Source organism: Neobacillus niacini, assembly GCF_048572935.1.
GTDB lineage: Bacteria > Bacillota > Bacilli > Bacillales > Cytobacillaceae > Neobacillus > Neobacillus niacini.
This window is the reverse complement of sequence record NZ_CP183883.1, coordinates 2,988,517-3,004,712: the sequence shown is the minus strand read 5'-3', so window position 1 is coordinate 3,004,712 and position 16,196 is coordinate 2,988,517. Positions and strand designations below refer to the sequence as shown.

Below are 16,196 nucleotides of genomic sequence, written 5' to 3'. Positions count from 1 at the left end.
AATGTCTGACTGGAATCAGCCAGACATTTTCTCTACTCTGTTTTAAAGCTGATAAGCTTTAATTCAGTCATCTCTTCCACTGCATATTTAATGCCTTCTCTGCCCATTCCGCTCATTTTAACTCCGCCATACGGCATTTGGTCTACTCGGAACGTAGGAATTTCATTAATCATAACACCGCCAACTTCAAGTTTTTTTGCTGCCTGGAGTGCTTTATGGATGTCATTTGTAAAGATTCCCGCTTGAAGCCCATACTTTGAGTCATTCACTAAATGGATTGCTTTACTAAATTCATTGAAAGTATTGATATGAACGACAGGTGCAAATACCTCTTCACAACTTACTTTTTCCGTAGACGGAACATTGATCAGAACCGTTGGTTGGAAAATCCCTTCCTCTGCTCTGCCGCCCAACTTCAATTCAGCACCATTCTTGACAGCTTCATCCACCCAGCTTTGTGTTCGCAGCACATCAAAACGAGTTATCATGGCTGAAATATCCGTATCTTCCTCTAATGGATTTCCAGCCTTTAACTTTTGTGTCTCATTTACGAACTGCTCCACAAAAGTCTCAAAGATATTTTCATGAACAAATATCCTTTGAATCGAGATACAAACCTGCCCCTGATAAGCAAAGGCACCATTCACAATTCTAGGTATCACTTGTTGTAATTGAACCCCTTCATCCACAATTAATGCCGAATTTGATCCTAATTCCAGTGTTACCCGCTTTAATCCTGAGTTTTCACGGATATAGGTCCCCACTTCAGGGCTTCCTGTAAAAGTAATCATTTTTATACGTTCATCTTTCATTAAGATATCACCGATGCTGCGTCCGCTTCCGGTGATGACATTCAAGGCCCCAGCGGGCAGACCTGCACGATGAAAGTATTCAGCTATCTTATAGGCAGATAATGGAGTTTGACTTGCTGGCTTTAGAATAACGCTATTTCCACTAGCGATGGCTGGGCCCACTTTATGTGCAACTAGATTCATAGGAAAATTGAACGGCGTGATGGCAGCTATGACACCAAGTGGTTCCCGAACGGTAAAAGCGAGCCTACCCTGCCCGCCAGGAGCGGCATCCATTGGCACGGTTTCCCCATGTATTTTCCTCGCTTCATGAGCTGCAAAGGTGTAAGTCATAATCGTTCGGTCTACTTCTGTCCTCGCGGCTTTTAGTGGCTTCGCTGCCTCCTTTGCTATGATTCTTGCACATTCTTCACGATCATCTTTAAGAAATTGTACTACTTTTTCTAATATCTCAGCCCGCACATAAGCAGGCAGTTCTGCCATACTTCTTTTGGCGTTTTGGGCCGCATCGACTGCAGCGTGAACATCATTCGGACTGGCAATACCTACCTGTGCAAGACTCTCTAAGTTATATGGACCTTTCAGCTCCATATAGGAAGAAGTACTTCTATATTCGCCGCCTATCCATAAATCTTTCTTCATCTTAATCCCTCCAAATGAAAAGATTCATTTTTTACTATTGTATCAAATTTACTAGGTTGAAGGGATTTTCTATACCTCACTCACTTCACACCACTTTAATAGCGTTAGAGCAATAATTTTACTTGCTGCAAACATATCCTCCAAATGTATGTGCTCATTGGCGTCATGTGCCGTGGCAGTAATTCCCGGACCAAAGACAACCACAGGTGTATTTCCCACATTTGAGAGAATTCCACCATCTGTCCCCCAAGGGCTTGCTTCAATGACTGGCTCTTTACCCTTAATTTCTACAAAACTCTCAGATAGTGTCTTCATTAATGGATGATTGACATCAAGATTTCCAGGAAGCCATCTTCCTCCAAACCACTCAATTTCAAGTGGATTCTCTTGGAACCATTTATCTAGTTCATTAAGCTCAGCCAATACAGCGACCATTTCCCCTTGAGCTGCCGAAATGGTCTCTTCAGGGGATACGCCCATTCTTCCTTCAATAACAGCCAAATCAGGAACAGATGACGGCCACTCGCCGCTATTTATTTTTCCAATGTTAATCGGGATTGGGATTGGAATGCTGTTAAATAGCGGATCCGTGATTTTAATATTACGATTCTTTTCTAATTGCTGCAGTTTTTGTATCACTAGTACTGCCTTTTCGATGGCGCTAATACCTTCATATCTCGTTCCCCCATGTGCTGCCCTGCCTTTTACGGTAATCCTAAACCACATCGAACCCTGCTGTTTCGGAAAAATCTTCATACCCGTTGGTTCCGGTATAATTGCCCCGTCGGCCTGATAGCCCCTTAGGACGGCAGCAAGCGTACCAGCACCTCCGCTTTCTTCTTCTATCACACTTTGAAAAATAATATCCCCTTTAAGCTTGATGCCCGTAGCAATAATTGCTTCGATTGCCATAATAAGCGCTGCGGTCCCGCCCTTCATATCTGTGCTTCCGCGGCCATAGAGTTTACCGCACTCAATATGCCCGCTAAATGGATCATGTTCCCAGTTCTTCTCATCTCCGACTGGTACCACATCGATATGACCATTTAGGATGATTGATTTCCCGCCTCCCGTTCCTTTTAATACAGCAACGACATTCGGATTTCCTTCAAAGCTTTGACGGTCACAGCAGAATGCCTCATGCTCCTTTAACTCATCCCGGTCAATTTCCCAAATATCAAGATTCAACCCTAACTGCCGGCATTTTTCAATGATGACCGCCTGTGCACTGCTTTCATTTCCTCTTGTACTATTCTCTTGGACTAGGATTTGTAAAAACCGGGTTCCTCTAGCGCGATTGTCCCTCAGCCATTGCTTAATTAATTCTTCATGATTATTCAATACTTTCACTCCTTCCTAAGAAGAATGGTGAGATTAATAGGCTATTTTCCGAATCGCATCACTTACCGTAAAATCACATTCAGTCTTATTAACGACTACCTGTAAATCGTATGGCGCGAACAATTCTGTTAACAATAACCCTTCAGGAGTTACCTTGAATACCGCCAATTCTGTTATGATCATATCCACACATGCAGCAGAGGTTAGCGGTAACGTGCAAGACGTGACAATTTTTGGATTTCCTGCTTTATCACAATGATTCATTAATACAATTACTTTTCTTGCCTTTTGGGCAAGTTCCATCGCACCGCCCATTCCAGGGACTTTCTTTCCTGGAACAATCCAGTTTGCCAAGTCCCCCTGTGCGCTGACTTGAAGGGAACCCAAGATGGTAATATCCACCCGCCCTCGTCGTATCATCCCAAATGCCACAGCGCTATCACAGTAAGAACCACCTGGATTCAAGGTAACGGGATAGCCGCCCGCATTACATAAATTCTCATCTTCCATCCCTTTTTCTGGGCTTGGTCCCATTCCTGTAATCCCATTTTCAGCATGGAACATGACCATCATTTTCTTCGGTAAATGGTTGGGAACTAAGGAGGGAATTCCAATACCTAGGTTTACCACCATTCCATTGTGGATTTCTTCTGCTGCTCTTTTTGCAATCGTATTGCGAAAATCTACTCCCAAGCCCATTTCCAGTTCACTCCCTTCGAAGGAAAAATATGGTCAACGAACACACCAGGAGTAATAATCTCATCAGGGTCAAGGCTTCCGAGCGGAACGATTTCCTCTACCTCTGCAATGGTAATATCTCCTGCCATCGCCACAAGTGGATTCGTATTTCGAGCACTTTTGTCGTAAATTAAATTTCCGTAGGGGTCTGCTTTTTTGGCATAAACGATTGAAACTTCTGCGGTTAAAGCTGTTTCAATTAAGTAGTCCTTCCCGTTGAGGAGAAAATGGGGCTTATTTCTTGATACGAGTTCATTGTCCATTCCAATATCAGTTAGAATCGCTGGGAGACCCACTCCCCCAGCACGAATCCTTTCTGCTAATATGCCTTGCGGTGAAAATTCCACCTCAAGCCTTCCTTCGTGCATGAGTTTACCGGCAATCGGATTCGAACCAATATGTGATGCAATCACCTTTATTGCCCTTCCCTGACTGACTAATTTTCCAATACCGATATGTGGAAATCCAGTATCATTTCCGATTAATGTGATGTCCCGTATTCCTTTTTCAAGAATTCCATCAATGAGTGTCGGCGGGGATCCGACACCGCCAAATCCCCCAAACATTAACGTCATTCCGTTATAGAAGACTTCCAAAACCTTTTCTAAGGTTGTAACTTTCCCAAATGGATTCTCCATCTAAACACCACCCGACTTCATTTGCTTTAAAAAAGCTTCAAATGTTTCTTCTAACAGTTGAACCAATACTTCTATTTCACTTTTCGTGATGGTTAATGGCGGCGAAACAATAATGGAGTCACCATTTACTCCATCAATACCGGCGCCCGCAGGATAAACGAGCAGCCCTTTTTCTTTTGCGAGAGCAATCATGGTTGGAGTAACCCCTGCATTTCGAGAAAAAGGGGTTTTATTAGCTGTATCCTCGACAAACTCAATTCCAATCAATAAGCCTTTCCCTCTTATATCACCGATAAAGGAATATTTATTTTTTAATGGGTGCAGCAGTTTTATTAGGTAATCTCCCTTGGATTCTACCTCACTGACAATCTTGTTTCTGTCTAAATATTCTAGTACGGCGAGAGAAACCGCACAGGATTGTGGATTTGCACTTAAGGTATGTCCGCTCATAACTACTTTTGTGCCCGCCAAAATGGGCTCAATTACCTTCTCACTTGCAAGTGCTGCCGCTATTGGAGCATAGCCTGCACCCATCCCTTTACCTAATGCTACAATATCTGGTATTACTTCATATTGGTCCATTGCCAGCATTGATCCTGTTCGTCCAAAACCAGTCATAACCTCGTCAGCAATAAAAAGGATGTCATTATCATCACAGATTTTTTTGATAACCTTAAAATAATCCTTCGGAGCTGCAATGGCACCCCCGGCCGCTCCGATTACAGGTTCTGCAATAAAAGCGGCAATATGCTGCGCACCAATACGTTTGATTGCATGTTCAAGCTCCTGTGCACAAAGGAATCCGCAGGAAGGTGCCTCTAGGCTGTAGGGGCAGCGGTAGCAGTATGGGGGATTGATTACTGGAAAATCCTCGAGCAATGGAACAAATCGCGCTCTTCTTCCTGTGTGCCCAGACAAAGAAAGTGCACCTAAAGTTATTCCATGATAGCTGACCCACCTTGATAACACCTTCGTTTTTGTTTGTATGCCTTTTTCCTGCCAATATTGAATCGCCATTTTCATCGCAGTTTCGACTGCTTCAGACCCGCTATTAACAAAGAAGCACCAATTTAGGTCTCCAGGTGTAATTGCTGAAATTTTTTCAGCAAGCTTTTCAGCTGCTTCACTTGTAAATTGTGAGCGGTAAACAAACGAAATTTTCTTTGCTTGTTCTGCCATTGCTTCAAGGATTTCGGATACTCCATGGCCAATATTCGCCGTGACAGCACCTGAGGCACCATCAAGATATTTTTTTCCTTCCCGATCATACAAATATACCCCTTTGCCGTAGTCAATCATTGGCAAGGTATCATCCAGTGATGGTTTTATAAGATACGTACGTTCCAACCTGACACCACTTCCCCTTTTAGTTCATTGTATGAGCGAGTATTTTAATACTTTCATCTTATTTATCTTAAAAGGGAGCTTTATAATTATTCTAGTCCGCAGAAACCATTTGTCCTCATAACTCTAGCATCTAGAAAAATGTCATAAATCTTAATCATAGAAAACTATCTTTTACATTTTAGGATAGTTCATATAGAATAACACTTAGATTTACATAAGGATGGATTAAATGAATAAATCGAGTAAACCCTTATCTAAAAAAAGAGAATTATCAACGATTCAATTGATCGTAGTTTTTTACTTATCTGCTTTAGTTATTTCTACATTGCTTTTGTTAATACCATGGGCACATCGTGAAAATGCGTCCCTTAGTATAATTGACGCGCTATTTACATCCGCAAGTGCTGTTAGTGTAACTGGCCTAAGTGTTATCTCTATAAAAGATACATTTAATAATTTTGGTATTTTTCTATTGTGTATAATTCTCCAAATAGGCGGATTAGGTGTGATGTCGCTGAGTACCTTTCTCTGGGTTATGATTGGGAAAAAAGTGGGATTAAAGGAACGCCAGCTGATTATGGTTGACCAAAATCAATCCAACTTATCTGGTTTGGTGCAGCTTGCAAAACGGATTTTTATCATCATTATCTCATTTGAAATAGTTGGTGGTATTATCTTAGGAATACGTTTCTTAAAATATTTTGACAGCCCTTTATCTGCATTTAAACATGGATTTTTTGGCTCCATCAGCGCCACGACGAATGCTGGATTTGATATTACCGGCGGCTCATTAATCCCCTTTAGTAATGATTACTTTGTTCAAACGGTAATTATTTTATTGATGATTATCGGAGCCATAGGTTTTCCGGTTATTGTAGAGGTTTACGAATTCCTTTTAAGTTTGAAGAGTAAAAAAAGATATCATTTCACTTTATTTACGAAATTAACTACCGCAACATTTGTCATCTTAACCATTGTAGGCAGCATTATGATTTATTTACTTGATAGCTACCATTTTTTCGTCGATAAATCTTGGCACGAAACGTTCTTCTATACCTTATTTAATTCCGCTACCACCAAAAGTGCGGGGCTGGCAACGATGGATTTGAATGAATTTACACCGAGCAATCAGCTTTTCATGTCGGTTTTAATGTTCATTGGAGGTTCACCAAGCAGTGCCAGCGGCGGGATTCGGACCACGACGTTTGCAATTGTTTTACTGGCGATTTTCTTTTATGCAAGAGGAAAAGGGTCAATTAAAGTGTTTAGAAGAGAACTGCATACGGAGGATGTAATTAAATCCTTTATCGTAATATCAACTGCCGCCACTCTCTGTTTGGTCTCGATTTTAATTTTATCAGTTACGGAAAAAGGAACCTTGATTCAAGTCGTATTTGAAGTAACATCTGCGTTTGGTACGAATGGATTATCAATGGGCTTAACACCGATTCTTACGACATTCGGGAAAATCCTCATTATCTTTTTGATGTTTATCGGTAGATTGGGGATTGTAACATGCTTGTTGATTTTAAGAGGCAAAGATAATAGCCAGGAGAAAATACATTATCCAAAAGAAAAAGTGACGATTGGTTAAAGGGGGATTTGGTCCCCCTTTTTCTTATGAATTAATGGTAATTGTAGTGGTTGTTCCTCTACCAGAAATCACCGCATTGGCTCCCATTGGAATAGTCACAATGGGCTGAACATGTCCGAAATTGACATTTGCGATCACCGGGATATCTTTTAATTCCTTTTTTGTTTCGATGACTCGTTTGATTGCCGCTTCCGTTACGTTTGAATCCTTCTGAAACCTGCCAATAAGAATACCTCTTATACTTGCTGCATCAGGCAGCTGAAGCAATGATTGAAGCACACGGTCAAAAGATTGAATATGTGCTTCGTTATCCTCCTCAATAAAAAGAATACAATCCTTTAATGATGGCATGTATTCCGTCCCCTGCAAAAGGTGCAGCGTACTTAAGTTCCCACCAATCAGTTTTCCCTCTGCTTCACCTTCATGTATGACCAAGTAGTTTTCCTGATCTATGAAGGTACGTTCCTCCTGATCTAAATACCACTTATCATCACTCCAAGCAGATGAAGGATTCACCTCATATGGTGCATCATTCGTGACAGCTTCTAAAAAGGATTGAAGCGTATAATCTAAGCCATATTTCACACCAAACGTTGAAAAAAATGGTCCCGAATACGTGATTAAACCTGTTTTTTGATAAATGGCGGCACTTAATGCGGTAATGTCACTATAGCCGCAAAATACTTTAGGGTTGGATTGAATTAAATCGTAATCTATGTAGTTTAGCAGCTGATTAGTATGATAGCCCCCAAGTGCTGTTAAAATCCCTTTAACATTTGGGTCGCGAAAGGCGTCATGCAAATCATCAACCCTTTGTTCAATTGAAGTCGTAAAAAATTCATCGTGGTCCTCGACATGTTTTCCAAACGTGACGGTAAAGCCTAGCTGGTTTAATCGCTGTGTTGCTAGTTCTACTTGCTTCCCTTTAATGACGGCCATACTCGTAGATGGCGCAATCACCCTAATTTCATCCCCAGGAGATAATCGGTTTGGCAGCATAATATATGTATCCTCCTTTTTTAGTTCAGTTTAACAGAAAGTGCTGGTTTGCAGAAAACCTAGGTTACGCCGATATATTCATTTAACGCAGATAAATTTAGACCAACGCCGATATATCCAATTTAACGCTGAAAAACACCTCCAAACCCAAAAAGAAACCCGCAAAATTTAGCGGGTTTAGGCTATAACGACTTCCTGATTTCGTTCGGTTGTTGCTTTTTTGATGATGTCTCTTGCGATCCAGACACCGCATGCGCTTGCTTGGGCAAGACCGCGGGTAATTCCAGCTCCGTCACCGCCGACATACAAACCGCTGATTTCTGATTCAAATCGGTCATTGAGTTTTGGTCGAGCAGAGTAGAACTTCGCTTCTACACCATAGAACAATGTATGTTCGGAAGCCAACCCTGGCGATACTTGATTCAATGCTTCTGTCATTTCAATTAAACTCTTGAGTGTATTATATGGAAGAACCAAACCAAGGTCCCCTGGAACCGCCTCTTTAAGTGTCGGCTCGATGAATCCTTCTTTAATTCTTTTTTCAGTTGAGCGGCGTCCTTTTAAAATATCTCCATACTTTTGAACGATTAAGCCGCCATTTGAAAGAGCGTTCGCAAGACGTGATACTTCGTGCGCATATTCAGTCGGCTTATCAAATGGCTCTGAAAATGTATGAGATACTAGCAATGCGAAGTTCGTGTTAGGGCTGCCTAGCTTCGGATCCTTGTAGGCATGACCATTTGCCAGCATGATTCCTGAGTGATTCTCCACAACCACATGGCCGGATGGATTGCTGCAGAACGTGCGCACTCTTGTTCCAACAGAAGTATTGAAGACAAATTTACCTTCATATAAATGCTCGTTAATTTCCTGCATAACGATGTCAGATGTTTCTACCCGAACACCGATATCTACTTGATTACTAGTCATCTTCAGGCGGCGTGACTTTAAGATTTCAGTCAGCCATTTTGAACCATCCCGTCCAGGTGTAATTACCACCTTATCGGCGAATAGGTCCCTATCTCCTTTTAGCTTAATTCCTTTTATCACGTAGCCATCAGGTGTTTTTTCAGTAATCAAATCCTGTACTTCTGTTTTAAATGACATTTCAATTTTATCATTTAAGTATTCGAAGATACTTTTCATAATTTCTAAGTTTTGCTCTGTTCCAAGGTGGCGAACCTGAGCACGCAACAATTTTAGGCCAGCTGCAAAGCCGCGGCGCTCGATATCCTTTACTTTATCAGTAAGCGGATCGGTAATGCTTTCTGTAGCACCGTGTTTTAAGTTAATCTCATCAACATATTTAATCAAATCTATAACTTGAGAATCTGAAAGGTAATCGGTCATCCAGCCGCCAAATTCACTTGTGATATTAAACTTTCCATCTGAGTATGCACCTGCACCACCGAAACCAGCAGTGATAGAACAAGCAGGCAAACACCCTGCATACTCTTTCCTGCCTGCAGCTGGAGGACATTTTTCAATTTTATTATCTAAAATTGGACAATTTCTCCTGTAAATATCATGCCCCTTATCTACTAATAGCACCTTTGCGTTCGGCATTTTTAGTGTAAGTTCATAGCAGGTAAAAATCCCCGCTGGGCCAGCACCCACTACTATAACATCATATCTATTTTCCATTGTCCAAAACCTCCAAGACGTATTTACTTAACCATTGGTAAATATATCAAAGATATCGCTTTCCGTCAACATTAAAAACGAACTATTTATAAAATCAATTAATTATCGTTCGTGTTTTGCTCCTTTTTAGAAAATAACAAAAAAAAAGACTCAGGACTTTACCTGAGTCATTTTAGGATTAACAATAGCTAGCGCCGATGATAATTAATAAAATAAACAACACTACGATTAAAACGAAAGTTCCATAACCCCAACCGCAGCCACCTACTGCTGGTGCTGCATAACCATATCCACAGCAATCTCCACCAAAACCACCATAACCATAATGCATACCTATTCACTCCTTAAGGTTTTTATCTGTTAACACTCTTAATTTATGTAATAGGTACTTGACCTGTCTGTGCATTCGCCTATATTATGAGAATCAATGAAGAAAATGTAGGTGATAAATTTGAAAACGCTATTGAAGAACTTCGTTAACGGTATTTTAACCATTGTTCCCATTATTCTTGTAATCTTTGTTATTTACAAAACGTTTCTGTTTCTCGATGGACTGCTTGGAAATACATTAAGGCCTTATCTTCAGGAGGATTATATTCCTGGTATTGGTTTGCTAACCACGATTGTATTAATTACTCTTCTAGGCTGGTTATCTACAAAATTTATAACTGGCAGCATTATAAGACTGATTGATAAGTGGCTGGAAAAAATTCCTGTTGTAAAAACGATTTACTCTGTCATAAAAGATACTGTTCAATCCTTTTTAGGTGAGAAAAAGTCCTTTTCAAAGGTGGCGCTTGTCGTCATTCCAGGAACTGAGATGAGGAGTATGGGGTTTATTACCTCCGAACAGTTGGAGGATTTCTATAGCCCGTTTAAGGAGTATGTGGCGGTTTACGTTCCGCAAACATTTCAAGTGGCCGGGTTTACCTTTTTAATCCCGAAGGAACAGGTAGAAATCATTGACGTTAAACCCGAAGACGCGATGAAATTTATCCTTTCTGGTGGAATGACCTCCACTTCAAAAGCAAAAGGAAATTAGGAAAAGCCGCGCAGTGGCGGCTTTTTAATTTTCGTCAAACAGTTTCTTATAGGCTCCGTAGCCTTGTTCTTCTAGCTTTTCTTTCGGAATAAAGCGTAAGGCTGCTGAATTAATGCAATACCGAAGACCATTTGGACCAGGACCATCATCGAAAACATGGCCTAAATGAGAGTCACCGGTTTTACTTCTTACTTCTGTCCGCACCATAAAATGGCTATAATCTTCCTTTTCAATTACTTCTTCCTCTACAATCGGCTTTGTAAAACTTGGCCAGCCGCAGCCCGCGTCGTATTTATCAAGAGAGCTAAATAATGGCTTTTCTGAGACAATATCTACGTAAATACCTTCCCTCGTTTCATTCCAATACTCGTTACGAAATGGAGGCTCTGTTCCGTTATTTTGGGTAACCTCATATTGCATTGGTGATAATTCTTTTTTCAGTTGTTCCTTGTTTTTCATTCTTTTTCCCCCCAATGTGCCTTAATAAAACCCGCTCTCCCTGAGCCTACGTGGTATCCTTCATAATGTGCTTTATTTTTCTTATAGTAATGCTGATGGTATTCTTCCGCTCGATAGAAGGTTTTCGCCGGTAAAATCGGCGTTACGATCGATTTAGTGAAACGGCCGCTCTCCTGCAAAGCCTGTTTAGATTGTTCTGCAAGCTCTTTTTGTTTTTCATCATGATAGAAAATCGCTGTTTGATAAGACTGACCGCGGTCGTAAAATTGACCACCTGAATCGGTTGGATCTATTTGCTGCCAAAATAGTTCAAGCAGTTTTTCATATGGAAATATTTCTGGATTAAAGGTAATTTGAACAGCCTCATAATGACCTGTTGACTCCGTACAAACCTGCTCATATGTAGGGTTTTCAACATGACCGCCAGTATATCCAGAGATGACACTAATAATGCCCGGCTGCTCATCAAATGGCTTCACCATACACCAAAAACAGCCGCCAGCAAATGTTGCCAGTTGTTTCGTTTCCCCCATAATTCCCACCCCTTTAAATTTATTTTGCTATGACTATGAGTATACCGAATGTTTATGAAGAAATACAATTTGTTGACCAAAACGGTACAAAAAGCCAAACCACGTCCCCGGGTTCGGCTGTATTACCCTATTTAATTTTCTTTTTTTGTCTCGCTTGTTTGGTAATATTTTTCCATTTCTTCTGTTCTTCGGTTTGCGCACGTTTATCGGCTTTTCTTTCGATATAGGCGAGTTCTTTTTGGAGCTTGTTGTAGCTGGATAAGCGGTCTGCAGCTATTGTACCTTCCTCAATCGCCTCCAAAACAGCACACCCGGGTTCATCCTGGTGCCTGCAATCACGGAATTTGCACATTTCGCCCAATTCGTCAATATCTGAAAACGTTTCTACTAAACCATCGGAACTTTCCCAAAGCTGCAATTCTCGCATTCCTGGTGTGTCAATCAATATGCTGCCATTAGGAAGCTGGATCAGTTCACGGTGGGTGGTCGTATGACGTCCTTTGTCATCACCTTCACGAATCTCCTTAACCGCTTGCTTTTGGTCGCCTACTAACAAATTCGTTAACGTTGACTTCCCTACCCCCGATGACCCCAATAATGCAATGGTTTTTCCAGGTTGTAAATAAGGCCCAAGTTTTTCGATTCCACTCTTCAACTCTGCACTAATGGCGATAACCGGTACTCCACCAAATGCGATTGCTTCCACTTCAGCAAGCTTTTCCTCAGTATTTTTACATAAATCTGCCTTACTTAAGACAATAACAGGGTTAGCGCCACTTTCCCATGTCAACAGTAGATAACGTTCAATTCTTCTTAAGTTAAGGTCGTCATTTAGTGAGTTTACAAGAAAAACAGTATCGACGTTTGCAGCAACAATTTGTTCTTCAGCTGTTCTTCCAGCCGACTTACGGGAAAATTTACTAAAGCGTGGCATTACTAAATAAATGGTTCCTTTTCCTTCAACCACACGCGGCTTGAGCATGACCCAATCACCTACAGCTGGGTAATCCTCACGACTTGACGCTTCAAAGTTAAATTTACCAGAAACCTCGCAAAGCAAATCTCCATGCTCCGTCCATACACGATACATATGCTTATGTTCCAAGGCCACCCGGCCGATAATCATCTCATCACTTTGTTTTAAAGCTTGAAAGTCATTATTTATCTTTTCAGTCAAACCAATTGTGTATAAATTCATCCATATTCCTCCAAAAAATGTAAAATAAAAAACCACAGGCACACACAGCCCATGGTTTTATTCACAAAGGAATAATGGGTATAGATTCCCCTATATGGTGAATCCGCGGGCTGTGCAAACGATATTGAAATTAACGGCAATTAACGTATTTTCAATTAACATTACACTTCACCCGCCTTCCGACTTATTTGAATTAAGTATATGACACTTTTATCCATTTGTAAACAAAAAATCCAAATATAGACACCCACCTAAACATGCTTGAATAAATTAATTTGTAAAGAACGTAAGAAAGGAGCAAATGGGATGTCTGGAAATAGAAATCATTCTGATTATCTTCAAAGGGCTGCAATGTACGACTTGCTGGCTCACAATTTTAAATACTCTAACCCAAACCTTCACATGCATTACTATCTGAAACATTTAAAATATATGAATAAAGCAATGACGATTCGTAACATCCAACAGAGCCAGGCCGAAGGAAGGATCCGGTTCCTTCACACCTCACCTGATTCCCCCGATGTGGATATTTATATTAATGGTCAAATGCAAGTAAAACGCCTCCCATTCAGAGTGGCAAGCAATTATTTAGCATTAAAACCTGGTAAGTATCACATTGATATTTACCCAACAGGAAATTCAGTAGATAGTGTTCTCAACAAAAGAATTACGGTTGAGCCCGGTAAATCCTATACCCTTGCAACCATCGACTCTGTGAAAAAAATGCGCCTGCTACCGTACCTGAATCAACCGGAAGTGCCGCCTAATGAATCGAAAATACGTTTTCTTCATCTATCATCCGATACAGGTGCCCTGGATATTGCCGTTAAAGACCGAGATGTTGTCTTTCCAAACGTTTCATATAAACAGGTCACCGAATATTTAGGAATCATGCCTATGACCGTAGATTTAGAAGTTAGAGAGGTTGGAACGAAAAATGTGGTCCTGCCATTACCAAAAGTACAGTTTCGTCCAAATGAAACCTATACGATTGTATTGGCAGGTCTTACAAAAGGAGAACCTGCCTTTCAAGCAATACTCCTGAAAGATTAGGTAAAGAAATAAGGTGGTTCACACTGATGTGAGCCACCTCATTCTACGGGTACCAGTATCGTAAAAGTAATATCATCTTTTATTAAATCAAATGTATTTACTTTTATACTTACATCACTTTTTAGTTTTAATTGCTGCATGTTTACATGAACAATTTTTTCATTTGGGTGAATTTCTACACCATTTGGCAGCTTATAATTTTCATTGATAAATCGGAGTACATAGGAAACAGGTAAATGCAGGCTGCCAACTGAAATGGACTTTTGCTTTAGAACCAAGTCACCATTCTCTAATGCCTCTGGTTCGAAGGTAAGCTTTAAATCTACTTCCTGACTAAAGAATTGTAAGGTGCCATACAATTCCACTTCATCTTGTAGATGTACGCTATATTCAACGGGTGAATCGGCTGCTTCTTTTTTTATATATTGGTTTATTAATACGTTGAGATCTGCCTTATTCGATTTAACCTCGAAAGTAACATTCTTGTTATTAGGTTCAGTTTGTTGAATCTTTCCTTTTTCATCCGCTGGTAACATGATTAAAGATAAAAGAATAATAACAATAATGACAATGAACCCTAATAAAAGAAAGAATCCCGTTTTCCATTTATTTTTCATAGAAAGCTAATTCTCCTCTTTACTGACCATATACGCCTTTTTAACGAGATCAGGTAATGTCCGTTCTTCTATAGTTTCGTTTAATCGCTCTGCAATTAATTCATACCCTTTATCATTGGGATGAAACTTGTCTGAATGCAATAAACTTTCTGTTGGGTTTATAAAAAGGTCTTCAATCCCAACAAAATAAGCATTTGAATAATTAACAACAACGCTTTGACTAGCCCTATTCCAATCCGATACGATTTGATCCAGCTCTTTTATATCCGAAAACCACTGTGAAAAAGGATTGTATACTCCAACCAAAACGATAGAGGCTTCGGGATTCACACGAATAATCGTATTCATAATTTCAATCAAATTATGAATGTATACTTCTCTTTCCTTATTGAATGCGGACAACTGGAGATTTGAGATATTATCCCTGACAACCTTCATAATGTCATTGCCGCCAATTGTCAAAATTACCAAATCAGCAGCAGCAAGTGAGTCTTTCATCTCATCAGTCTTAAGTCTATTTAGTAACTGCGGGGTACGATTACCTTTTACACCGAAATTATAGAAATCAACTTCCTTAATTCCCTTTTCTTCCTCGAGCAAAGTTCTTAAATAAGGCAGGTATCCTCCTGTTTTGGTACTATCTCCTACACCTTCTGTTAAAGAGTCACCAGCGGAAATAATCTTTATTTCCTTTGGGACAAAATCGGCAGGAATCTCCTCATAAATAACAGCCGAAGCCGTCCGCACTTTATGCAATTCCAACCGATCGGATTGTCTGCAAGAACTTAAGAAAAATGTCGAAAGAAAAAGAAGGGTGAAAACTTTTTTCATTTTGATTCACCACCCTCTTCCTAATGATATTATAACAGAACAAAAATAATACAAAATAAGCTTGTACTATATCCTATTCATTCCCAAAAAAATAGACCTGGAAAAGGTCTATTGCAGCGATTTAATGTCACTAATCATTTCATCATATGGTACTTCTTTGTACCCATCATAAATTTTCTTAACCTTTTCATCTGGTCCCACTAAGAAGAAATATGTCTGGTGAATCACTTGATCACCCTCTTGGGGCTTTTTCACTAACGTCTTAAATGTTTCTCTTGCATACGACTCAATAAACTCTTGTGTATAGCCTGTTAAAAATGTCCAATTATCTGTTTTCAACCCGAAATTCTTCGCATAAGCAGTAAGTTTCTCAGGTGTATCAACCGTTGGGTCGACGCTAAATGAGACAAATTCCACATTTTTTAAATCCTCATCTGTAACCATTTTTTGCAGCTTGGTCATATTGGCAGTCATTGGTGGACATACATCTGCACAATTGGTAAAAATAAAATCAGCGATCCAAATCTTTCCGTCCAAATTTTTCTTTTCAAAAGGTTTGTTCTCTTCCGTTACCGCAGAAAAATCATTTACTGGGTAATCGAGTGCATTCACAATCCCTTTTTGTCCACAAGCAGACAACACAAATAAACCAATGATTAACATAAACAAAATTTGTTTTTTCAAAATAATCACCCGCAACCTTCTTAT

General features: G+C 40.1%; 17 protein-coding genes. 3 read left to right on the top strand and 14 right to left on the bottom strand.

The features are described from left to right. Positions 1–32: 32 nt before the first annotated feature. The 5 genes from ACN6MT_RS14715 to ACN6MT_RS14695 form a co-directional block, all read right to left on the bottom strand. Positions 33–1,454 carry an aldehyde dehydrogenase family protein gene (locus ACN6MT_RS14715; RefSeq protein ID WP_419886855.1) on the bottom strand — a complete coding sequence of 474 codons (1,422 nt, stop codon included), beginning with the start codon at positions 1,452–1,454 and terminating at the stop codon, positions 33–35. 69 nt (positions 1,455–1,523) lie between these two features. Then, positions 1,524–2,795, bottom strand: a complete 1,272-nt coding sequence (locus ACN6MT_RS14710) for a peptidase (RefSeq protein WP_419886854.1) — start codon at positions 2,793–2,795, stop codon at positions 1,524–1,526. Positions 2,796–2,828: 33 nt separating this feature from the next. Then, entirely contained in the window at positions 2,829–3,494 is a 666-nt protein-coding gene (locus ACN6MT_RS14705) for a 3-oxoacid CoA-transferase subunit B (protein ID WP_419886853.1), read from the bottom strand. Next, positions 3,479–4,171 carry a CoA transferase subunit A gene (locus tag ACN6MT_RS14700; RefSeq protein WP_419886852.1) on the bottom strand — a complete coding sequence of 231 codons (693 nt, stop codon included), beginning with the start codon at positions 4,169–4,171 and terminating at the stop codon, positions 3,479–3,481. Before ACN6MT_RS14700 ends, ACN6MT_RS14705 begins: the two co-directional genes overlap by 16 nt. Next, a complete protein-coding gene (locus tag ACN6MT_RS14695) occupies positions 4,172–5,518 on the bottom strand; it encodes an aspartate aminotransferase family protein (protein WP_419886851.1) in 1,347 nt (448 codons plus the stop codon). It abuts the gene before it with no gap. A 229-nt stretch (positions 5,519–5,747) separates the two neighbouring features. Here ACN6MT_RS14695 and ACN6MT_RS14690 point away from each other — a divergent pair, with 229 nt between their 5' ends. After that, on the top strand, positions 5,748–7,112 hold the full coding sequence (locus ACN6MT_RS14690) for a TrkH family potassium uptake protein (protein WP_419886850.1): 1,365 nt from the start codon (positions 5,748–5,750) through the stop codon (positions 7,110–7,112). A gap of 24 nt (positions 7,113–7,136) precedes the next feature. Here ACN6MT_RS14690 and ACN6MT_RS14685 read toward each other — a convergent pair whose 3' ends face one another. From ACN6MT_RS14685 to ACN6MT_RS14675, 3 genes are all read right to left on the bottom strand, one after another. Beyond that, positions 7,137–8,111, bottom strand: a complete 975-nt coding sequence (locus tag ACN6MT_RS14685; protein ID WP_419886849.1) for a S66 family peptidase — start codon at positions 8,109–8,111, stop codon at positions 7,137–7,139. A 177-nt stretch (positions 8,112–8,288) separates the two neighbouring features. Beyond that, a complete protein-coding gene (locus tag ACN6MT_RS14680) occupies positions 8,289–9,755 on the bottom strand; it encodes an NAD(P)/FAD-dependent oxidoreductase (RefSeq protein WP_419886848.1) in 1,467 nt (488 codons plus the stop codon). 178 nt (positions 9,756–9,933) lie between these two features. After that, on the bottom strand, positions 9,934–10,086 hold the full coding sequence (locus tag ACN6MT_RS14675) for a YjcZ family sporulation protein (protein WP_063252996.1): 153 nt from the start codon (positions 10,084–10,086) through the stop codon (positions 9,934–9,936). Positions 10,087–10,206: 120 nt separating this feature from the next. Between ACN6MT_RS14675 and ACN6MT_RS14670 the strand changes: the two genes are divergently transcribed. Continuing rightward, entirely contained in the window at positions 10,207–10,797 is a 591-nt protein-coding gene (locus tag ACN6MT_RS14670; RefSeq protein ID WP_419956352.1) for a DUF502 domain-containing protein, read from the top strand. 24 nt (positions 10,798–10,821) lie between these two features. Here ACN6MT_RS14670 and msrB read toward each other — a convergent pair whose 3' ends face one another. The 3 genes from msrB to rsgA form a co-directional block, all read right to left on the bottom strand. Beyond that, positions 10,822–11,256, bottom strand: coding sequence for a peptide-methionine (R)-S-oxide reductase MsrB (msrB, locus tag ACN6MT_RS14665; RefSeq protein ID WP_419956351.1), 435 nt, complete (start codon positions 11,254–11,256; stop codon positions 10,822–10,824). Beyond that, on the bottom strand, positions 11,253–11,789 hold the full coding sequence (gene msrA / locus ACN6MT_RS14660; protein ID WP_419956350.1) for a peptide-methionine (S)-S-oxide reductase MsrA: 537 nt from the start codon (positions 11,787–11,789) through the stop codon (positions 11,253–11,255). Before msrA ends, msrB begins: the two co-directional genes overlap by 4 nt. Before the next feature lie 127 nt (positions 11,790–11,916). Next, positions 11,917–12,987 carry a ribosome small subunit-dependent GTPase A gene (rsgA, locus tag ACN6MT_RS14655; RefSeq protein ID WP_419956349.1) on the bottom strand — a complete coding sequence of 357 codons (1,071 nt, stop codon included), beginning with the start codon at positions 12,985–12,987 and terminating at the stop codon, positions 11,917–11,919. A gap of 306 nt (positions 12,988–13,293) precedes the next feature. On the opposite strand from rsgA, the gene ACN6MT_RS14650 reads away from it, so the two are divergent. Beyond that, positions 13,294–14,040 carry a DUF4397 domain-containing protein gene (locus tag ACN6MT_RS14650; RefSeq protein ID WP_063252986.1) on the top strand — a complete coding sequence of 249 codons (747 nt, stop codon included), beginning with the start codon at positions 13,294–13,296 and terminating at the stop codon, positions 14,038–14,040. A 38-nt stretch (positions 14,041–14,078) separates the two neighbouring features. Here ACN6MT_RS14650 and ACN6MT_RS14645 read toward each other — a convergent pair whose 3' ends face one another. The 3 genes from ACN6MT_RS14645 to ACN6MT_RS14635 all read right to left on the bottom strand — a co-directional run bounded on the left by ACN6MT_RS14645 (position 14,079) and on the right by ACN6MT_RS14635 (position 16,172). Continuing rightward, positions 14,079–14,657 carry a YpmS family protein gene (locus ACN6MT_RS14645; RefSeq protein WP_419956348.1) on the bottom strand — a complete coding sequence of 193 codons (579 nt, stop codon included), beginning with the start codon at positions 14,655–14,657 and terminating at the stop codon, positions 14,079–14,081. 6 nt (positions 14,658–14,663) lie between these two features. After that, a complete protein-coding gene (locus ACN6MT_RS14640; RefSeq protein WP_419956347.1) occupies positions 14,664–15,488 on the bottom strand; it encodes an SGNH/GDSL hydrolase family protein in 825 nt (274 codons plus the stop codon). A 108-nt stretch (positions 15,489–15,596) separates the two neighbouring features. Then, positions 15,597–16,172 carry an SCO family protein gene (locus ACN6MT_RS14635; protein ID WP_063253090.1) on the bottom strand — a complete coding sequence of 192 codons (576 nt, stop codon included), beginning with the start codon at positions 16,170–16,172 and terminating at the stop codon, positions 15,597–15,599. Positions 16,173–16,196 lie beyond the last annotated feature (24 nt).